This is a genomic window from Acinetobacter populi (genome assembly GCF_002174125.1).
Taxonomy (GTDB): Bacteria; Pseudomonadota; Gammaproteobacteria; order Pseudomonadales; family Moraxellaceae; genus Acinetobacter; species Acinetobacter populi.
Genome location: NZ_NEXX01000002.1, coordinates 169944 through 190168, shown reverse-complemented (window position 1 = coordinate 190168; position 20225 = coordinate 169944). Strand labels below are relative to the sequence as shown.

Genomic DNA, 20225 nt, shown 5'->3' with positions numbered 1-20225 from the left:
CTTAAAGAACTGGTATTATCATGATCAAGATGGTTATTGTGGTTTACATGTTTATTTTAAAAATAAATCAAATTTTTACTTTCCTTGGGAATTGCAAATTTGGGATGAAAAGGATGAGTTAAGCAATATCGAAAACCATGAAAAATATAAACGTACGTTTGTTTAAAAATTCTCTACGATAACCATCTATACGGATAGGATTTAGGTTGAGATATTTTCTTTATGGATAGCGATCAAGGTATAATAAACAAATTGTGTAATGTTTTGGGGAATAGTGATGAAGTCTGAAGTGTATCAAGGGAAAATTAAACAATACGATGCCAAAAAAGGCTTTGGCTTTATTGGTGGACTTGAGCAAGATATTTTCTTTCATATTTCAGATTTCCCACTTGCCGATGGCGAACCAAAGCGCAATGAAAGAGTGAAATTTATCATTGCTGAAAATAATGGCAAGTTAAAGGCGATTAAAATTGAACGAGTTATTGATCAGTCAGCAAAGGCAAAAAAATCGAGAGTTGCCGAGCATAATAAATCGATTACATCAGCGTTGTTGTCAAATTTTAAGAAGTAGGGAGTATATAAGCTATATAATTGAAAAATTAACCAATTTTATGATTTTAAATTTCCTTGAAAATTATAAAATTCAGGGCAGAGTAAGAGTTAATCAATATTGAAAATCATGAGAAGTATAAAACGTCCGTTTGTGTATGAATAGGGAAAATATATTTTTAATTTGTAAATTTATCAAAGTTTAACGTACTTTCACGAATAAAAAGTTTTGGTTCCATTGCTATAGATTCTATTTTTTCACCCTTTATGCGCTTTATTAGCAATTCCATTGCAATATAACCCATGTCATACATAGGAGAGGCGATTGTAGTAAGTGGGATCGGTAATTGTTCTGCCAAAGTAATATTATTAAATCCTATCACTGCAATATCTTTTCCTGGTGTCATACCCAATTTTTTTATCGCCCCCATTAATCCTATTGCAATAAAATCATTCACAGCAAAAATAGCTGTAGGTTTATCGGTTGTTGATAAAAGTTTCAAACCTGCTTGATGGCCTGAATTTACGTCAAAACCACTATGTATGATCTGTTTATTGGAAATAGTGACTCCGTGTTTATCACAGTAATCACAAAAGCCTTGGGTACGATCAATCCCTGTACTGGCAAAAGGTTCACCAGCAATTACACCGATATTACGATGTCCTTGGGAAATTAAATGTTGTGCAGCCAATTCTCCGCCTAAATAATCATTACACGTGACGGAAATAAAATTCTCAGTTTTACGGCTAACTAGAATAAAGGGAATTTCTTTGCTTGAAAGCTCTTGTAGGAAACTATTACTGGATTGCTCATTGATATGGGTATCAGCAATAATTAATCCATCTACTTTTCGGGATAATGCCATTTCCCCTAATTTTTTTTGATTTTCTGGGTGGTCATTGGTGTTTGATACAAATGTAAAGTAATTATATTGTGTCGCAGCTGCATCAATCCCTTCATAAATTGTAGCAAGTACCAGATCCGATAGTTTTGGAACTAACACACTGATTACTTGAGTTTTTTGAGTTTTAAGACTCTTTGCTAAGGTGTTGGGTTGATAGTTTAATTCAGTAGCTAGATTTCTAATTTTTTCTATGGTTTCAGGCGAAGCGGCAGTATGTGCTTCATCCAGTGTTCCATTTAATACTCTGGAAACAGTAGAAACATGTAATCCTAGTTGTTTTGAAAGAGATTTTAATGTCACATTTTTTGAGCGATTCATGTTTTTAAGATTGTGATGGCTTTGATTCATTCTAACTTTTTTAGTAAGAGAAAAAATACTTGACTTTATTTGTAGATCGGTTTTTAATCAACCCAAACGTTTGGGTAGTATTTATATTTTTTTGATTTTTTACCCAAACGTTTGGGTTTGTGGCGTGAGTAATGATTAATTAAGTGAGGACGTATAAATGGACAAAACCAAAATTAGCCCTGTAAAGGTTGCTGTCATTCAATTTGACCCGCAAGTTGGTATGGAAAACAGAGATAGAAATCTTAGACATGGATTAAATTTGGCACAACAGGCTGTGGAGAATGGGGCAAACCTTATTGTTATGCCAGAATTGGCAAATACAGGATATTTATTTACCCATAGAAAAGAAGCATTTGAACATGCAGAAGAGGTACCTAATGGTCCTAGTGTACAAATCTGGAAGGATTTTGCACGTAAGCACTCAATTTATTTAGTTGCAGGTGTTGCTGAAAAAGATGGGGTTAGATTATACGACTCATCTGTTTTGGTCGGGCCAGAAGGTTTTATTGGAAAGTATCGTAAAGCACATTTATGGAATTTAGAAAAGTTATGGTTTACACCTGGAGATACTGGATTTCCTGTTTTTGAAACACCGATTGGACGAATCGGCATGTTAATTTGTTGGGATATTTGGTTTCCTGAAGTGTCGAGAATTTTAGCACAACAGGGTGCAGACATTATTTGTAGCGTCAATAACTGGGTATGGACGCCACCTCCATTATTTGACGAAAGTGGAAAATGTATGGCGTCTTATCTGACTATGACAGCTTCTCATGTTAATAATGTCTATATAGCTGCGGCAAATCGAATCGGGACAGATCGTGGTGAACGTTTTCTGGGATGCTCTTTAATTACAGGAATAAATGGCTGGCCTATAACGAGTGCTGGTGCCGAAGAGGAAACAATCTTATATGCGGAGATCGATCTGGTTGCTGCACGTGGTGCACCGATTTGGAATAAGCATAATGACTTGTTACGTGATCGTAGAGTTGATATTTATGATGAAATGCTAGGATATACAACACATTGTTCATTTCCCCGTTAATCAGGGGAAACGCAATGAAAATATTTTATCATTATAGACTATTAAATATAGTTGCTGCTTTTAGCATAGTATTGAGTATTTCTATTCTTGCGCATTTAGCTGAAAAGTATTCTTTGGCTATTGGAGCGGATTATGCATCAATGCAAGCGCTGAATACACCATTGCAATGGTTACGTTGGGTATTGGGGGATATTAGTGAAGCACAGTTTTATAAATCTGAATTTGCTTCATTAGGTTTATTATTAGGTGCGACATTTGCTTATTTTGTCGGTTTAAAGAAGAAACCATGGCAAGGATTTGAAATCAGCTATGGTTCAGGTCTTTTCCCATGGATTCTATTAAGTTCGGGCCTAGGGTTATTATTAAGTAATATTTTTTGGGATTGGTTGGTAATTTATAGTGGAAATTGGCAACCGACATTTGTTGCTTTTGTATCCTTACCTGCGGCGACGGTACTAATGTTTGGTAGGGGTATTAGAGTGGCACTTACTGGTGCAATTGCAGGAGCGATTCTGGTTACGCCTTGTTCCATTTTTATAATTAATTATGTCTGTAGGCCATTGGAATTACCTTATATTATTGGCAATGTGTTGGGCATGGCATTTGGTAGTTTGCTTGCTTTTTTCTTATTTTATAAATTTCCATGTTTAATCAATGGACAATTAAAATCTTCTACTTCAATCGAGAAGGAAATAGAAGAGGAAGTAACTATCGTGTCCGAAACTAAAGTTTTTGGTCCGAAGTGGGTAGTAAGACGAATGTTTTCGGATTTTTCTGAATCACAATTCTTTGCAAATGAATGGGCTGGTCTTGGTTTTCTCACTGGTGTATTGCTAGCTATTTATTTAAATCCATTGGGCATTGCTTATGGAAGCGGATTAATTACAAAAATTGTGATTGCACAAATGTTGTCATCAGCGATCGCTGTCGTTTTATGGCAAAAACAATGGCAGAAATATGGCTGGTATCCGACTTATATACCGATATCTTCTGTTGCTCCTGTTGCTGTACTTGTATTTGGTGGTAGTTTTATTTCAATTCTGTTTGGTGCTTTATTAGGTGCAATAATTGCGCCGCCATTAGCGGCATATATTTCAAAAAAACTGGCAACTTATCAGCATCCTTATATCGGTAACGTAGTATCAATGGCGGTTACATCCCTTTTAACAATAGGGGTGATTCATCTGATTTCTTAGCATCATGTTTATTTTTAGTGAAGTTTGAACAGCAATTTTATTATATTCGATATTGATAGAGAGTTTATATAATGCAGTTTTGTCCTATACAAGGTTTTTTTTCTCATCTTGATATTACAGAAATCGCAAAACTTTTGAGGTCAGGAGATTTTTCTGTAAAAGAGTTAGTGCAACATAGTCTTGAGTCAATTGATAAGTGGGATCAGCAACTTAATGCTTTTTGTCACATTGATCGGCGTTATGCTTTACAACAGGCTGAATATGCAGACCAACTTTTTGCTCAGGGTATAGATTTGGGACTATTGCATGGAATTCCAGTTGCAATAAAAGATAATATTCAAACATTAAACCTTAAGACATCGATGGGGTCACAATTTTTTAAAGATTTTGTACCATCTGAAGATGCCGATTGTGTAAAAAAATTGAAAGCTTTGGGTGCAATAATTATTGGTAAAACCAATACCAATGAATTTGCTTATGGTCCTACAGGAGATTGTTCTTTTAATGGTGCAACAAAAAATCCATGGGATCTCACTAAAATATCAGGTGGATCGAGTTGCGGTAGTGCTGTTGCTGTGGCAGCGGGTATGGTACCTATTGCAATTGGAACAGACACAGGCGGTTCAATTAGAATTCCTGCATCTTTAACAGGCGTGATTGGTTTTAAACCTAGTTATTCTACTCTATCTATGACAGGCGTATATCCATTAGCTAAAACTTTAGACCATTTGGGAATATTAGTTAAAACAGCGGAAGATATAGATATAGTGTTAAATGCTTTAAACAATAGTTTAGAGCGTAAAAATTTAAATTTTCTGGACAAAATGTCGGTAAAATTAGGCTGGATTCCAGTTGAAAGTATTACAGATGGCTATGAAACTAGTTTATATCAAAAAATACAAGCATCTATATTTCAGGGTTTTTCTGATCAAATACATGTCTTAGAAAATCTATCTACAGATTTTATCCAGATACATCAATGTTTTTGCACGATTCAAAATAGTGAAGCATATGCAATACATGCCGAGCGAGTAAAAAATGATCCATCTTTATTTCAACCTGAAGTATTACAAAGATTGTTAAGATCAAAAGATACAAAAGGATGGGAATATATCAATGCATTACAACTGAGAGAAGAATACATTCAGAAATTTTCAGCACTATTTCAATCTTATGATTTCTTATTGATGCCAACATTACCTATCTATGCAACTGATTTATATCAACGTGAAATTACAGTAAGCAGCCGAAATATCATGGTAAAAGATGCCTTATTAAGTTTGACTAGCCCTTGGAATCTCTTGGGTTTACCAGCATGTAGTATTCCTTTGATGACTGACCAAGGGTTACCTATTGGATTGCAGATTATTTGTGCTAATAATAATGAAAATCAATTAATTCATTTTATTAGTAGTGTTCAGTCTATAATTAAGAAGATATAAACGGATATTAGGCCATCTATGCCAATGATACAAATGATTGGGCGATTGAAACAATGGGTAATGCTGCTTATCCATTGGAATTATTTTTGCGTGTCATTACTGTAAGCCTCGAGATCATGAACTTGTGAAGGTGGGTGTAGTTGGGGATTTAGGTTTTATGTAATTTAAATTAGGAATGTGAATAGGTAGTTTTCGTATGAATGAAAAAAGTAATAAACCAGATTATACAGGAAAGATTTATTATTTACTCAAATCTAAATTTGATGAAAATTATGAGGATTTAAATAAGCTATCTTCTTTTTTTGTTGTATTTGGTGTTATTGCTTTGTTTTTTTCAGGAGGAGATAGTAGCTATCAATATATTTGGTATTTGATAGCTATGGTGGTAATGTTTATTATGATTGTTTTTAATGCAGTTAAAGCAATTTATCCATTAGAGCAATTTTTAAAAATACCAATGACAAAATTTTTACTATCGATATTTTTTACAACTACAGTGGTTTATTCAGCTGCACAAGTAAATATAAAGTTAAATGAAATATTTTATATTTCGGGTAGTAATTTTAAATATGGCGTGTTTTTTGGTTCAATTATTTATTTTGTAAATCATATTGTATCTATATTGTTGTACATAGTTGCTTTAATTATATTTTATATTTTTTTTGATTATATCGTAGATGCTTATAAGACTGAAAAATTAGAATATGGGGGTGAAAAGTCTTATTGGAAATTTGAATTTAATAAAAAGTTATGGTACTTGATTGTTTTTTTGCTATATATGTTGGGTTTATGGCATTTAAATAATGTTGCTTTAGATAATAAATCCATAAATTATAAACTATTTATTCTTGCAGTAAAGTTTGATTTTGATAGCAAACATAGATGCAGTAATGTAGAAGATTATTACTCTGTAATTTATATTGATCCAAGTAAGGAAAGGGTATTAGTTAATACGTCATTTACTATTGATAAATCTATATTTGGAAATAATAAAGAAAATATTAACGCATTTAATCAAAGAATAAATTCATATAGAGAAAGGTTTGTAGTGAAGGAATGTCAATATGAAAAAAATTGAATCTACCTTAAATATATCCATATATTTCTATCTTCACAAAGCTGCTTTATTGTTAAATCAGCGTCTTCTTCATCTACAAGGACTTGACCACTACCAGCGAATTTTCTAATCTCATCTGGAATAGTAATTTTGCAGTTTTCACGCACAAGGACTGTTGTCATAAAAAGTATCCATAGAGAGAAATAAGCATTAGCGTAAAAAAGTATAGTGCTAATGCTATTTTTTGCAAACTATAGTGATACCTAACCCACTGAATCATCCAAATTCGGAGCTAACCATCGTTTCGCTTCGTCCAATGTCCAGCCTTTACGTTTTGCATAGTCCTCAAGTTGATCCAATGCGATTTTCCCGACATTAAAGTATTCACTTTGCGGCAGGCTATAATAAAAACCGCTTACACTTGAAGGTGGCCACATGGCAAAGCTACTGGTGAGATAAGTGCCGATTTTATCGGTTGAACCGAGCCAGTCGAATAACACCGCTTTTTCCGAATGTTCAGGGCAGGCAGGATATCCAGGTGCAGGGCGGATGCCGACATATTTTTCCTTGATCAGTGCTTCATTATCCAGTTGTTCATTCGGTTGATAACCCCAGTATTCTTTACGGATCCGTTCATGCAAATGCTCGGCAAATGCTTCGGCAAAACGATCACCCAGAGATTGCACCAAAATTGCAGAATAATCATCGCCTTTGGCTTTATATTCATTGGCAAGTTCTTCCGCACCAAAAATCGATACGGTAAATCCGCCTAAATAATCCTGTTGGCAGTCGCTTGAACTCACAAAATCCGCCAATGATAAATTCGGTTTTCCAGTGACTTTATCCGATTGTTGGCGGATATGTTCAAAGGTATGGGTCACATTGCCATTTTCATCATAAGCGTTGACAGTATCTGCACCTGTGCGTTTAGCCGGGAAAATCCCAAATACGGCACGGGCATCAAAACGGTCATTTTCGATGATGTCTTTTAGCATGTCTTGCGCTTGATTATACAAATCAGTTGCGGCTTCACCGACAATTTCATCTTTAAGAATTTTCGGGAATTTGCCTGCCAATGACCATGAAATAAAGAATGGGGTCCAGTCAAAATATGGCACCAAGGTTTTTAGGGGATAATGGGTAATTGTTTGCGTCCCAATAAAATTCGGTTTGGGTGGAACATACGCTTCCCAGTCGATTTTAAAGCCGTTTTCAATTGCTTCGCTGTAACTCAGCTTGGCTGCTTTGGGTTGTTTATTGGCGATACGTTCACGGACTTTGGCGTATTCGGCACGATGTTCGGCAATAAATGCCCCACGCATTTCTTTAGACAATAGGGTAGTGGCTACACCCACCGCGCGGGATGCATCGGCAACATAAATCACAGCATCATTTTGATATTGCGGTTCAATTTTGACTGCCGTATGCGCTTTTGAGGTGGTTGCACCGCCAATCAATAATGGAATGTTAAAGCCTTTACGCTGCATTTCCTTGGCAACAAATACCATTTCATCAAGGGAAGGCGTGATCAAGCCAGATAGCCCGATGATGTCACATTTTTCATCAATGGCAGTTTGCAGGATTTTTTCCGCTGGCACCATCACACCTAGATCGACAATATCATACCCATTACAGCCCAATACCACACCGACAATATTTTTACCGATATCATGTACATCGCCTTTTACGGTTGCCATCAGTACTTTACCTTTGGCTTCACCTGCCGATTTTTCTGCTTCGATGTAGGGATTCAGCCATGCCACTGCTTGTTTCATGACACGGGCCGATTTCACCACTTGCGGCAGGAACATTTTACCCGAACCAAACAAGTCACCCACCACGTTCATACCGTCCATTAATGGTCCTTCAATCACATCAATTGGACGACTGGATTTTAAACGGGCTTCTTCAGTATCTTGATCAATAAATGTGGTTATGCCTTTGACCAGTGCATATTCCAAGCGTTTTTCAACAGGCTGTTCGCGCCATTCCAGATTTTCGGCTTCTTTGACTGCACCGGCTTGACCACGATATTTCTCTGCAACTTCCAGCAGTTTTTCTGTGGCATCGTTGCCGCTTTCACCCTGATTGCGATTTAAGATGACATCTTCAACCGCATCTTTAAGTTCTTTATCAATATCATCATAGATCGCCATTTGTCCGGCATTAACAATCCCCATGGTCATGCCTTGCTTGATGGCATAGTATAGGAATACCGAGTGAATTGCTTCACGCACGGGTTCGTTACCACGGAAAGAGAACGATACGTTTGATACACCGCCAGAAATCATGGCATTCGGCAGGTTCTGCTTAATCCAGCCAGTGGCTTCAATAAAGTCCACTGCATAATTATTGTGTTCTTCAATCCCTGTTGCCACAGCAAACACGTTTGGATCAAAAATAATATCTTCTGACGGATAGCCGACTTCATTGACTAGAATGTCATAAGAGCGTTTACAGATTTCACGTTTACGGGCTGCGGTATCGGCCTGTCCAGCTTCATCAAATGCCATGACAATAATTGCTGCACCATATTGGCGGCATAGTCGGGCTTTATGGACAAACTCGTCATAACCTTCTTTGAGAGAAATCGAATTGACAATCGGTTTACCCTGTACGCATTTTAAACCCGCTTCGATAATCTCCCATTTGGAGGAGTCAATCATGATGGGTACACGGGAAATATCGGGTTCGGATGCAACAAGATTTAAAAAATGCACCATGGCATTTTGTGAATCCAGCATGCCTTCGTCCATATTGATGTCGATGACTTGTGCACCTGCTTCAACTTGTTGTTGTGCGACATCTAGTGCCTCGGCAAAGTTTTCTTCACGGATCAGGCGCAGGAATTTTTTTGAGCCTGTGACGTTGGTTCGTTCCCCGACATTAACAAATAGGGAATCATCATAAATGTTAAATGGTTCTAAACCACTTAAACGGCAAGCAGGTACAGTTTCAGGCACTTGACGTGGTTTAATGTCTTTAACGGCTTGATAGATTGCACGGATATGATCAGGTGTAGTACCACAGCACCCACCGGTAATATTAATCAAACCACTTTCGGCAAATTCCTTGATGAAGGCGGCAGTTTGTTCAGGGGTTTCATCATATTCACCAAAGGCATTGGGTAGACCGGCATTCGGATGTGCGGAAACAAAGGTATCCGCAATATCAGCGATGGTTTTGACATGCGGACGCATCGCATCTGCACCAAGTGCACAGTTAAATCCGATGGATAATAAATCACCATGCCGTACAGAGTTCCAGAAAGCTTCGGCAGTTTGTCCTGTTAAAGTACGCCCAGAAGCATCAGTAATCGTCCCCGAAATCATCAAGGGTAGCTCATATCCAAGCTGCTTAAATACTTCTTTAACTGCAAAAATTGCCGCTTTACAATTTAGTGTATCGAACACGGTTTCGATCAGAATGATGTCTGCACCGCCTTCAATCAGTGCATGGGTGGCTTCGATATAATTTTCTTTTAGCGCATCAAAGCTAATGTTACGAAAGGCAGGATTATTGACATCAGGTGAAATTGAGCAGGTACGGGAGGTTGGTCCAAGCACACCTGCGACAAAACGTGGTTTGTCCGGGGTAGAATATTTTTCACAGGCAGCTTTTGCCAGTCGTGCAGCTTCACGGTTAATCTCGGGGACCAGATCTTCCATGTGGTAATCTGACATTGAGACCCGAGTACCATTAAAACTGTTGGTTTCAATGATGTCTGCGCCAGCTTCCAGATAGGCTTCGTGAATGCCTTGAATAATTTGCGGTTGTGTTAGTACCAGCAGGTCATTATTGCCTTTTAAATCTGATGCCCAATCGGCAAAACGTTCGCCACGATAATCTTGTTCTTCTAGCTTGTGGCGTTGAATCATGGTTCCCATTGCACCATCAATGATCAAAATCCGTTGGGCTAAAAGTTGTTTTAGAGTGGCTAACAATGGTGCAGGGGTGGACATGCAGAACGCTCGCTAAAATTCAGTTGTATTACAGATGGCGAAGTTTAGCAGAAAATTACAATTTTGCGGTGATGTGCAAGGATATATCATGATGAAGTTTTAAGATTTTGATATAGATCATGTTGCCTTTTAATATATTTTAATTTTCATGAGAATACTCTTGGATCATGCGATAGATCGTTTTGATTATGAATGTTCAGAAGTTTATTGCTGAATAATCACCATTCCTTTGCTGTCAAAGATAAGTTTTAGAAAACATAAATAATTGCAAAACTACAGCATACAACTTTGAAATTTCAGTTTAAATTCATATATAAAGATTAAACTTAATTCATTGGCTGACTCAGGATCGTTTGAAGCGCAGATGACACAATATTCCCAAAACTTTATTGCTTTACATGACATCAATTTAGACCAAGAGATGTTATTGAAAATTAAGCGTAATGTACTGGTTCCTTTTATGCGCAATCCAACTTTGTTGACGCATTATGCCGACCATATTGTGCAAGAACAGAACCAATTATTGTTATCTCAATCTATACAAAGTTCGCAGCAGTTAAGTCAGGTGATCAGACAGTTGATTAATCAACTGAATCAGTCAAAAAAATATTTCGGGCAAAAAAAATACAACTTTATCCAGCGCTGGTTTGGTATTGATCTTGAACAACAAGCTGGTTCGGTTAATTTTTTAAATGATCTTAATCAGTTGGTCGAGGTGGCAACCCGACTGAGCCATCAGGTGGCGACGGAAATTTATCAATCGCAAAAGCAAATGCAGCAACTCGAGCAATTGCGTGTCGATATGGCGCATTATGTGGTTGCAGCCGAGCAGTTTGTACAGGAATGTCATGCCTTTGCCGATAACAAAATGTCACTGGATCCGTTTAAGGACCGTCTGCATAAAAAAATTAATACCTTAATGACTTCGCAAAGTGCGACAGATATGGCAATGTTACAGCAGAACTTAAGCCGTAATACGGCGATGACCATTCTGGATCGCTTTAATGAGGCCAAAAATATTTTGATTCCTGCGTGGCAACAACATGTATTGCAGTTACAAACTGTACAAAATCCACAGGAACTTCAGCAACTCAATGCTGCAAGAGAGCGATTAATTCAGACTTTAGACCATGCAGTAAAAACTGCACCAAGTAAATGATTATAGGTAATAAAGAGAGAAATAAATGACAAATGACGCACAAAAAACACAAGTAATTGTGGCAACGGATCAAACATTAACATCATCTCAATTTGAGCAACTGGATTTAAAACATCTCGGTTTGCAGGCTGATGATTTTTCACAAGTGGTGGAAGCGAGTAAAGAACTGGCAGAAATCAATCCGAATACTGTGGCAGAATATGGTAAAAATATTGCGGGAAAAACATCTGCTTATACCGATGATTTATTAAGCTTGGTGCAAAATAAAGATCTGGATGAAACTGGACAGAAACTTAATCAGGTGGTGACTGTTGCACAGCAACTAAATAGTAATAATTTATTGGCTGAAAATCGTAAAACCGGTATTTTAGGCGCGATTTTTTCCAAGTTTAAAAATGCCAAACAAAATTTTCAGTTGCAATTTAATACCACCAAAGAACAGATTGATACACTGGTCAAGGAAATTGAAACTTCTCAATCCGGTTTAAAACAACGGGTAGAAATGCTGGATAAAATGTATGAGGCCGTTCAGGAAGAGCATCATACACTGGGTATTTATGTAGCAGCCGGGCAACTAAAGCAACAACAAATTGCTCAGCAGATTTCGGCATTAACTGCACAGGAACAGGATCAGACAACGGTCCAGCAGGTTTATGATCTTAATCATGCTGCCAATAATCTGGAAAAGCGGGTGCATGATTTACAAATGCTGCAACAATCGGCATTACAAACCCTGCCAATGATTCGGATTATCCAGTCCAATAACCTGATGCTGGTTGATAAGTTTTATGCGATTAAGAACATTACTTTACCGGCATGGAAAAATCAGATTAGTCTGGCATTATCGTTAAATGAACAAAAAAACAGTGTAGAACTTGCCAATACCATTGATGATGCCACCAATGAATTGTTACGTCGCAATGCCGAACTGTTACACAGTAATTCGGTGAATACCGCAAAAGCCAACCAACGTTCGGTGATCGATGTAGAAACACTTGAGCATGTTCAGAATACTCTGATTAAAACGGTTAATGATGTGATTCAAATTCAGAAAGACGGCATGGCACAGCGTGAACAGGCAACACAAAAGTTAAAAACGCTACAGAGTAATCTGAATACGTTGGTCATTGATTCATCGCAAAATACACAACAGCGATTAAATTAAGGCAGCTGTATTTGTTGCAGAATGGTTGGAAGCATTGATGAAGAATGTACAGAATGTTGCAGCAGTGAATCAGACCGAACTGCTATCGGGTCTATCACAATTAAAAAGCCGTAGAAACCGTATGCGGACGTATATGGTGTTGTCTGTAACCATTGTGACCATGAGTCTGGTGGCATTATTTTTTAATCAGCAATTGATCTATTCTTTTTATGATATTTCACCCACCATTCAACAGTTACACGTGCCTGTGACTGCTTATGACGTGCAACGTCGTATTGGGGATAACCCAGACGTTTTTGGCAATTTATTGTCTTGGGTATTATGGCTTGGGCTTAAATTTAGTTGTGCGCTGATTGGCGCAAGTTTATTCGTTCATTATGACAAGAAAATCAATTGGCTGAGACAAAAAATTAAGGGTTTTGTTAAACACATTCTGGCATGGTTGATTAGCTTTATATTGATCTGGATGGGGTTATCATGGATACAAGCAGAAATCATTCCTAAAGATCGTCAAGCTGCGTTATATCAGGAAGTGGTTGAATATGATAATAATATTCAGCAAAGCCGGATTTATCGTTATATTCAGGCCAGTCAATTATCCGAACCTGTACAGGATTATTTACTGGTACAAACGGCTTTGTTACATCGCCCGATTGATAAAAATGTCGCTATTGCATACAGCACCAGACTGATACAGGAAGAAAATCGTCATCAGAACTTTGAGCAATATGGTTTTAAACCTGAGCAGCTTTGGATAATCCAACAGCAGCTCTATGGAAAACCCATAACGCCGCTGGCGCAAAGCATACAAGCTAAAGTTAATCAGGCCAATAAGTTGACACATTATTCCCAGATTATATTAAGCACTTTTTTAGTTAGCTTTGCGGTGTTGGCACTGTTGTTTTATATCTTAAATCGGCAGTTTAATCAGCGTATTCATCGCATAGATCAACAATTGCTTAAAACTCCTGAATAAGTGATATATCTTAATTTTCTGCCTGATTACTCAAATAGGCTTTTGCCAATGCCTGAGCATCGGAAAGTGCATAATGCGGTGTCTCAGAAAAAATCGCGACCTGATCTTGTTGCAGCCAAAGCTCCATGATTAAGGGTGGGGTGACCATACATTTTCCGGCAGATAAAATTAAGGCACGGCTAAATAGCGATAAATCTTCCGGCCAGTCTGCAATAATATGCAAGTGAGTATATTGATTTAAAAACTGACCTAATTTTTTTTGAAAATCCTGCTTTGCGATTGGGGCTTTGTTAAGTTTTGGCAAAACGTGTTGGGAGACCCAATCCTTTGGTGTTGCACAAGGAAGTACTTCATAAAAAAATTGCCCTTGCTCATCAACCAGTGCCAAAGAAATAAGTTCGCCACCAAAACCATTAAATTCACAATCTAAAAATAATTTCATCTGTGTAAGTCTTCCTGATCTATTGGTTCTTAATCTGGCATAAAAGTTTGGATATGAAAAGATTTTTATTAAAGGTTTACATTTGATATTTTAGAAAAGGAATTTATGACTGAATGAATAATTAAAAAAGGCACAAATTGTGCCTTTAATATGAATGTGAGATTTTAAGAAGTTCGCAATTTAAGCTTCAACAGCAAGAATGGAAATTTTCTTTTCAGGTGCAATTTTGCGACGTACACCCGGTACAGGTTCACCATAATACTGGCGATCGGCAAAGTAGCTAGAACGAACCATTGGCGCAGACCAGATATTTCTAAAGCCCAGTTTGCGACCATGCTCTGCGTAACGTTCAAATTCTTCCGGTGTAACAAAGCGATCAATTGGTGCGTGTTGTTTTGATGGCTGTAAATACTGACCGATCGTGACATAGTCAACATCGTGGGCTTTTAAGTCGTCCAGTAAAGAAATCACTTCTTCTTCTATTTCGCCTATACCCACCATCAGGCCACATTTGGTTGGAATATCTGGGCAATATTCTTTAAACATTTTTAATAAAGTTAAAGAATGTTGATAATCCGAACCCGGACGCATTGCTTTATAGAGGCGTGGCACAGTTTCGATATTATGATTAAAGACATCCGGTGGACATTCGGTCATGATGCGTAATGCAATATCCATACGCCCACGGAAATCGGGAACCAGAATTTCCAGTAAAGTTTTAGGACTTAATTTGCGTGCTTCAACAATACAATCAACAAAATGCTGAGCACCGCCATCTAATAGGTCATCGCGGTCTACCGATGTGATAACTGCATATTTTAAGCCCAGATTGGCAATTGTTTCTGCCATATGACGCGGTTCATCTGGATCAAGTGCATTGGGACGGCCATGTGCAACATCACAAAATGGACAACGACGGGTACAGATATCACCCATGATCATAAAGGTTGCAGTACCACCACCAAAACATTCTGGTAAGTTGGGGCAGGCGGCTTCTTCACATACAGTATGTAATTTTTGTGCCCGAAGGGTAGTTTTTATGCGTTGAACTTCATCGGGTGCTGTCATTTTGACCCGAATCCAGTCTGGTTTACGAGGCGTTTCAACCGTAGGGACAACTTTTACAGGTATCCTAGCAACTTTTTCTGCGCCACGAAGTTTAATACCCTGTTCAGGTTTACGGTTTACTACAGACATAAATTTTCCATCCTAGCGATATGTTTGCATGAAACATTTGGCAAAACATTATATCGTAAATTAAAAATGAATACTTTGGCTTGATTATTCATTTTCGAAATGTGGTTATCACGAAAAGTATAACAGTTCATTGACCCGTTTTAACATAAAGTCAGGCATAATATTATTATCAATAAGTTAAAGAAAGTAATGCACATGCTAAAGAAGGAGCGCCGAATGCCTGCACGTAAACAAGAAGTGGCCAGCATCAACTTTGCAAAATATGATGCAGTGGTTTTAGGATCAGGGCCTGCCGGGGAAGGCGCAGCAATGAAGCTGTCAAAAGCTGGCAAACGTGTAGCGATTGTTGATATTCGTGAGCAACTAGGTGGAAACTGTACGCATGTGGGTACGATTCCCAGTAAAGCATTGCGTCAGACAGTCTCTAGTATCATACATTATCAACGCGATCCGTTATTCCGAAAAGTAGGAGAATGGAAGCAATTTACCATGAAGCAGATTCTTGGTAATGCACATAAAGTCATTCAGCAACAGGTTGAAACGCATAGCCGTTTTTATGATCGTAATAAAATTGATATTTATCATGGTCGTGCCTATATTCAGGATAAAAACACAATCTTTGTGTTTACTCAGGAAGGTATTAAGGAAACCTTGATTTGTACGCAAATTGTGATTGCTACAGGTAGTCGTCCATATCGTCCGGCAGGTCTGGATTTTAATCATCCGCGTGTATTTGATTCGGATAAAATTCTGGATCTGGATTATTCGATTCAAAAAATTATCATTTATGGTGCTGGTGTAATTGGTTGTGAATATGCTTCTATCTTTACTGGCCTATCCAATAAAGTTGATTTGATTAATACCCAAGCCAAATTGCTCAGCTATCTGGATGATGAGATTGCCGATGCTTTATCCTATTATTTACGTGAACTGGGTGTATTGATCCGTCATAATGAACAAATTGATCATCTGGAAACTTTTGATGATCATGTGGTATTGCATTTGCTCAGTGGTAAGAAAATCAAGGCAGATGCAATCCTTTGGTGTAATGGCCGTTCTGGTAATACCGATGGTTTGGGACTTGAGAATGTCGGGTTGAAGCCAAACAGTCGTGGTCAACTTGCAGTCAATGAGCGTTATCAGACTGACGTTGAAACAATTTATGCTGCGGGTGATGTAATTGGCTGGCCATCGCTTGCTTCGGCTGCGTATGATCAGGGGCGTTGTGCCGGGGCCAATATGGTCGGTGAGGAAAATGTTAAACCTGTCACCGATATTCCAACCGGGATTTATACCATTCCGGAGATTTCTTCAGTTGGTAAAACCGAACAGCAGCTGACTGAAGAAAAAATTCCTTATGAGGTTGGTCAATCGTTCTTCCGTCATTTGGCACGTGCGCAGATCACTGGTGATACCGTGGGTATGCTGAAAATTCTTTTCCATCGCGAGACTTTGGAAATCTTAGGGATTCATTGCTTTGGTAATAATGCTTCGGAAATTATCCATATTGGGCAGGCCGTGATGCAAAACCCGAACAATTCCTTAAAATACTTTGCAGAAACCACGTTTAACTATCCGACCATGGCAGAAGCGTATCGTGTGGCAGCATTAAATGGTATGAATCGTCTATTTTAAAATTGTCTGTGCAAAAAATAAGGTGCAACTTGCGCCTTATTTTTTTGTCTGGGCAGTTATGTTGAATTTTTTTCAAGATCACATAAAGATTTTTCACATTGGTGATTCTTGTTTTATACTTGAGTCGAATACTAGGTATATTTAGATGCAATTATGATTATTCGAAAATTATTTAAATTTGAAAATGCGCACATCGTGCGTAACTGTACCTCGGATCGATGTAAACGCTCGATTCACGGGCATAGTTATAAAGTGGAAATCTTGCTTGAAGCTCATCGACTGGATCATGGTCAGATGGTCTATGATTTTGGACTTTTAAAAGGTGTGATTAAGGATTTGATCGACAGTTTTGATCATGCCATTACTTTCTGGAATAAAGATGATGCTAGTTATATAGAGGCATGTAAAACATTTAGCGCACGCTGGATTTCTTTACCTGTGTCGCCTTCGGCAGAACAATTTTCACGAATTTTCTTTTTCTTGGCTTCTGAAGTGTTAAAACATACGCAGACGCAAAATGGCGAAGGAGATGTCAAGATCAATTCAGTGATTGTCCATGAAACGGATACGGGTTATGCGCAATGCTTTTTGGAAGATATTGAAAATCCGCAAATGGGCATATTGTCATTAGATCAAATTGAATTTTCCGAGCAAGTTCAGGCAGAATGGAGTTCTGTGGATTTATACGATCGGTTAAAGAATGGCCAGATTTTTGAAAATCCTATGGTAGAATTGCAAGTTAAACTTTAAGAAGATCAGGGTAGATTTCAGCGGATGCAGGATCAGGCAGCAATAGAACAATTAGCACGTGTAAAACTGGATGAAAGCTGGAAAACGGCACTGGCACCCGTACTGCTGAGTGATCGGATGGCGAATTTGCGGGAGTTTCTGGCCAATACAAAAAGACAGCAAAAAGTTGTTTATCCGCCTAATTCACAAATTTTCCGAGCATTAAATGATACCCCCCTAGATAAGGTTAAGGCTGTTATTCTTGGACAAGATCCCTATCATGGGGTGGGACAGGCCAATGGACTAAGCTTTTCTGTGAATAAAGGCATTGCATTACCGCCATCTTTACGTAATATTTATCATGAATTAAAAACTGATCTGGGTATTCAACCCCCACAGCATGGGGATTTGTCAGCCTGGGCAAAACAAGGTGTGTTATTGTTAAACAGTGTGCTGACTGTAGAGCAGGCGCAGCCAACATCACACCAAAAACAAGGTTGGGAAGAATTTACCGATGCAGTAATTGATGTGATTAATGAACAGCGTCAATCTGTTGTATTTATATTGTGGGGAGCGTATGCGCAACGTAAAGGACAGCGTATCGATACCCGTAAGCATCTGGTTTTAAAGGCGGCACATCCATCACCACTGTCTGCAAATCGTGGTGGTTTTTTTGGATGTAAAGTGTTTTCTAAAACCAATCAATATCTTATACAGCATGGCATCGAACCGATTAATTGGCAATTGGACGCATAAATAACGATGAATACAGATTATATTTCCCATCCCGATGTTATGGTGGAAGAAGTCAAAAATGGCTGGTGGGCGGTCCGACTTAATCGCCCAAAGTCATTGCATGCGCTGGATGAGCAGATTGTGGTGGCCTTATATTCCATCTTTGAATATTTGCATCAAAATAATAATGTCAAAGCCATCTGGTTTGACTCAACTACACCAAAAGCTTTTTGTGCGGGCGGGGATGTCCGAAAATTACGGCAGTTAGTCATTAATGATGAAGTTGAACAGGCCAAACAATTTTTTAAGCATGAATATGCGCTGGATCGCTTATTGCATCATTATGCCAAGCCAGTGGTGGTTTGGGGTGAGGGCTATGTAATGGGTGGTGGTCTGGGCTTATTTATGGCTGCACCTTTCAGGCTGGTCACGCCGCATTCCCGTCTGGCAATGCCGGAAATTAATATTGGTTTATATCCAGATGTTGGTGCCACACGTTTTCTGGCCGATCGTGGGCCCATTGGATTATTTATCGGTTTAACCGGATCAATTATGACGGCGGCAGGTGCTTATGGAATTGGCTGGGCGACGCATATTTGTGAGCAAGGTCGTGATGTAGTGCTTAATCGTTTAAGCAATATTCACTGGCAGGATTATCCGGCAGGGGATTTTCGCGCCATTGACGATACGCTAAATAGCCTGCATCGTCCGCTTGCTGCGGGTCCTTTGCAAAATTCTCTAGATGTCATTCATAGTGTTTGTCGTGGACAGGATTTTGTGCAGGATTATCAGGCCATTTGTGGTTTGGCCAGTGCCAGAAGTGACTGGTTACGTCAGGCCAGTGAAAACCTGACCAATGGTTCGCCAACGACTGCCGGATTAACATGGTTATTGTGGCAATGGGCAAGACAACATCGCTCATGGGATGATGTGTTTGCACTGGAAGAAGATATTTCGGCATGGAAAATCCAGCATGCAGATTTTATTGAGGGTGTGCGTGCCCGTTTGGTTGATAAAGATTTACAGCCAGACTGGCAGGTAAAAACTGTGAAAAATTTGCAGGATTTATTTGGTGAGCATGCCCCTGTAAGTGATAAGGTCGATAGCTGGAATGCATTGCTACGTCAATATGGTGTTTTGCAACATTAATGTCAGAGAGCGTTATAGAGGATTTTAGCGATTTCTCTCCAGAAGATATGGACTGGATGCATCAGGCTCTAGCGCAAGCGGCTTTGGCCTTGACGCATCATGAGGTGCCAGTGGGTGCGGTAATTGTACATGACGGTCAAATTATTGGTCGTGGCTATAATTGCCCAATCCTGCTATCCGACCCCACGGCACATGCCGAAGTTCAAGCGATTCGTGACGCATGTAAAAATATCAATAATTATCGCTTGCCTGAAGATTCTACTTTATATGTCACACTGGAACCCTGTACTCAATGTGTTGGGGCGTTAATACATGCCCGGATTTCCCGGGTTGTTTTTGCTGCATTTGAGCCTCGGGCCGGATCATTGGTCAGTGCCAGACAGCTGTTGCAACAAGGGTTTTATAATCATTATTTTGCCTATCAGGGTGGTTGTCTGGCACAGGAAAGCGGGGCAATGTTAAAACAGTTTTTTAAAAATCGACGAGCACAAGCAAAGTCTGCTAAACTTGACAATCCAAATAGTCAGATTTGAG

General features: G+C 38.7%; 18 protein-coding genes and 1 pseudogene. 14 read left to right on the top strand and 5 right to left on the bottom strand.

Features of this window, described 5'->3' with window-relative positions; genetic code table 11:
• Position 1: 1 nt before the first annotated feature.
• Positions 2-166: pseudogene (locus CAP51_RS17650) on the top strand (GTP pyrophosphokinase); the annotation flags it as partial.
• Between the two features lie 111 nt (positions 167-277).
• Positions 278-571: a cold shock domain-containing protein gene (locus CAP51_RS07075; protein WP_087620421.1), complete on the top strand. Its 294-nt coding sequence runs from the start codon at positions 278-280 to the stop codon at positions 569-571.
• 157 nt (positions 572-728) lie between these two features.
• On the opposite strand, the gene CAP51_RS07070 is transcribed toward CAP51_RS07075, so the two are convergent.
• On the bottom strand, positions 729-1802 hold the full coding sequence (locus CAP51_RS07070; RefSeq protein ID WP_245809097.1) for a LacI family DNA-binding transcriptional regulator: 1074 nt from the start codon (positions 1800-1802) through the stop codon (positions 729-731).
• Between the two features lie 157 nt (positions 1803-1959).
• Here CAP51_RS07070 and CAP51_RS07065 point away from each other — a divergent pair, with 157 nt between their 5' ends.
• From CAP51_RS07065 to CAP51_RS07050, 4 genes are all read left to right on the top strand, one after another.
• Entirely contained in the window at positions 1960-2847 is an 888-nt protein-coding gene (locus tag CAP51_RS07065) for a nitrilase family protein (protein ID WP_087620055.1), read from the top strand.
• A 14-nt stretch (positions 2848-2861) separates the two neighbouring features.
• Positions 2862-4043 carry a hypothetical protein gene (locus CAP51_RS07060; RefSeq protein WP_245809096.1) on the top strand — a complete coding sequence of 394 codons (1182 nt, stop codon included), beginning with the start codon at positions 2862-2864 and terminating at the stop codon, positions 4041-4043.
• A gap of 71 nt (positions 4044-4114) precedes the next feature.
• A complete protein-coding gene (locus CAP51_RS07055; protein WP_087620054.1) occupies positions 4115-5485 on the top strand; it encodes an amidase in 1371 nt (456 codons plus the stop codon).
• Between the two features lie 196 nt (positions 5486-5681).
• Entirely contained in the window at positions 5682-6563 is an 882-nt protein-coding gene (locus tag CAP51_RS07050) for a hypothetical protein (RefSeq protein WP_087620053.1), read from the top strand.
• 2 nt (positions 6564-6565) lie between these two features.
• On the opposite strand, the gene CAP51_RS17335 is transcribed toward CAP51_RS07050, so the two are convergent.
• On the bottom strand, positions 6566-6724 hold the full coding sequence (locus CAP51_RS17335) for a hypothetical protein (RefSeq protein WP_171294751.1): 159 nt from the start codon (positions 6722-6724) through the stop codon (positions 6566-6568).
• 81 nt (positions 6725-6805) lie between these two features.
• Positions 6806-10504 carry a methionine synthase gene (gene metH / locus CAP51_RS07045; RefSeq protein ID WP_087620052.1) on the bottom strand — a complete coding sequence of 1233 codons (3699 nt, stop codon included), beginning with the start codon at positions 10502-10504 and terminating at the stop codon, positions 6806-6808.
• Positions 10505-10868: 364 nt separating this feature from the next.
• On the opposite strand from metH, the gene CAP51_RS07040 reads away from it, so the two are divergent.
• Genes CAP51_RS07040 through CAP51_RS07030 form a run of 3 tightly spaced genes read left to right on the top strand, consistent with a single transcriptional unit; the run spans position 10869 to position 13804 of the window.
• Positions 10869-11663, top strand: coding sequence for a hypothetical protein (locus CAP51_RS07040; RefSeq protein WP_087620051.1), 795 nt, complete (start codon positions 10869-10871; stop codon positions 11661-11663).
• Positions 11664-11688: 25 nt separating this feature from the next.
• A complete protein-coding gene (locus CAP51_RS07035) occupies positions 11689-12828 on the top strand; it encodes a toxic anion resistance protein (RefSeq protein ID WP_087620050.1) in 1140 nt (379 codons plus the stop codon).
• Positions 12829-12865: 37 nt separating this feature from the next.
• On the top strand, positions 12866-13804 hold the full coding sequence (locus CAP51_RS07030; RefSeq protein WP_087620049.1) for a hypothetical protein: 939 nt from the start codon (positions 12866-12868) through the stop codon (positions 13802-13804).
• Positions 13805-13814: 10 nt separating this feature from the next.
• Here the strand turns inward: CAP51_RS07030 and CAP51_RS07025 are convergent, their stop codons facing one another.
• Together CAP51_RS07025 and lipA are read right to left on the bottom strand one after the other, a co-directional pair.
• Entirely contained in the window at positions 13815-14246 is a 432-nt protein-coding gene (locus tag CAP51_RS07025) for a hypothetical protein (protein WP_087620048.1), read from the bottom strand.
• Between the two features lie 180 nt (positions 14247-14426).
• Positions 14427-15443 carry a lipoyl synthase gene (lipA, locus tag CAP51_RS07020; RefSeq protein WP_087620047.1) on the bottom strand — a complete coding sequence of 339 codons (1017 nt, stop codon included), beginning with the start codon at positions 15441-15443 and terminating at the stop codon, positions 14427-14429.
• A gap of 216 nt (positions 15444-15659) precedes the next feature.
• Between lipA and sthA the strand changes: the two genes are divergently transcribed.
• From sthA to tadA, 5 genes are all read left to right on the top strand, one after another.
• Positions 15660-17078 (top strand): Si-specific NAD(P)(+) transhydrogenase, encoded by a 1419-nt coding sequence (gene sthA / locus CAP51_RS07015; RefSeq protein ID WP_087620046.1) that lies wholly within the window; start codon positions 15660-15662, stop codon positions 17076-17078.
• 153 nt (positions 17079-17231) lie between these two features.
• Positions 17232-17828, top strand: a complete 597-nt coding sequence (locus tag CAP51_RS07010) for a 6-pyruvoyl trahydropterin synthase family protein (RefSeq protein ID WP_087620045.1) — start codon at positions 17232-17234, stop codon at positions 17826-17828.
• Positions 17829-17852: 24 nt separating this feature from the next.
• The gene (gene ung / locus CAP51_RS07005; protein WP_087620044.1) at positions 17853-18563 is read left to right on the top strand and encodes a uracil-DNA glycosylase; all 711 of its coding nucleotides are present in this window, start codon (positions 17853-17855) and stop codon (positions 18561-18563) included.
• 6 nt (positions 18564-18569) lie between these two features.
• Positions 18570-19691: an enoyl-CoA hydratase/isomerase family protein gene (locus CAP51_RS07000; RefSeq protein ID WP_087620043.1), complete on the top strand. Its 1122-nt coding sequence runs from the start codon at positions 18570-18572 to the stop codon at positions 19689-19691.
• Complete coding sequence (gene tadA, locus CAP51_RS06995; protein ID WP_087620042.1) at positions 19691-20224, top strand: tRNA adenosine(34) deaminase TadA; 534 nt, start codon at positions 19691-19693, stop codon at positions 20222-20224. Before CAP51_RS07000 ends, tadA begins: the two co-directional genes overlap by 1 nt.
• Position 20225: the final 1 nt, after the last annotated feature.

Coding starts and splice junctions, on each gene's coding strand:
- CAP51_RS07075 (WP_087620421.1), top strand. CDS start 278: ATGAAGTCTGAAGTGTATCAAGGGAAAATTAAACAATACGATGCCAAA.
- CAP51_RS07070 (WP_245809097.1), bottom strand. CDS start 1,802: ATGAATCAAAGCCATCACAATCTTAAAAACATGAATCGCTCAAAAAAT.
- CAP51_RS07065 (WP_087620055.1), top strand. CDS start 1,960: ATGGACAAAACCAAAATTAGCCCTGTAAAGGTTGCTGTCATTCAATTT.
- CAP51_RS07060 (WP_245809096.1), top strand. CDS start 2,862: ATGAAAATATTTTATCATTATAGACTATTAAATATAGTTGCTGCTTTT.
- CAP51_RS07055 (WP_087620054.1), top strand. CDS start 4,115: ATGCAGTTTTGTCCTATACAAGGTTTTTTTTCTCATCTTGATATTACA.
- CAP51_RS07050 (WP_087620053.1), top strand. CDS start 5,682: ATGAATGAAAAAAGTAATAAACCAGATTATACAGGAAAGATTTATTAT.
- CAP51_RS17335 (WP_171294751.1), bottom strand. CDS start 6,724: ATGACAACAGTCCTTGTGCGTGAAAACTGCAAAATTACTATTCCAGAT.
- metH (WP_087620052.1), bottom strand. CDS start 10,504: ATGTCCACCCCTGCACCATTGTTAGCCACTCTAAAACAACTTTTAGCC.
- CAP51_RS07040 (WP_087620051.1), top strand. CDS start 10,869: ATGACACAATATTCCCAAAACTTTATTGCTTTACATGACATCAATTTA.
- CAP51_RS07035 (WP_087620050.1), top strand. CDS start 11,689: ATGACAAATGACGCACAAAAAACACAAGTAATTGTGGCAACGGATCAA.
- CAP51_RS07030 (WP_087620049.1), top strand. CDS start 12,866: ATGAAGAATGTACAGAATGTTGCAGCAGTGAATCAGACCGAACTGCTA.
- CAP51_RS07025 (WP_087620048.1), bottom strand. CDS start 14,246: ATGAAATTATTTTTAGATTGTGAATTTAATGGTTTTGGTGGCGAACTT.
- lipA (WP_087620047.1), bottom strand. CDS start 15,443: ATGTCTGTAGTAAACCGTAAACCTGAACAGGGTATTAAACTTCGTGGC.
- sthA (WP_087620046.1), top strand. CDS start 15,660: ATGCCTGCACGTAAACAAGAAGTGGCCAGCATCAACTTTGCAAAATAT.
- CAP51_RS07010 (WP_087620045.1), top strand. CDS start 17,232: ATGATTATTCGAAAATTATTTAAATTTGAAAATGCGCACATCGTGCGT.
- ung (WP_087620044.1), top strand. CDS start 17,853: ATGCAGGATCAGGCAGCAATAGAACAATTAGCACGTGTAAAACTGGAT.
- CAP51_RS07000 (WP_087620043.1), top strand. CDS start 18,570: ATGAATACAGATTATATTTCCCATCCCGATGTTATGGTGGAAGAAGTC.
- tadA (WP_087620042.1), top strand. CDS start 19,691: ATGTCAGAGAGCGTTATAGAGGATTTTAGCGATTTCTCTCCAGAAGAT.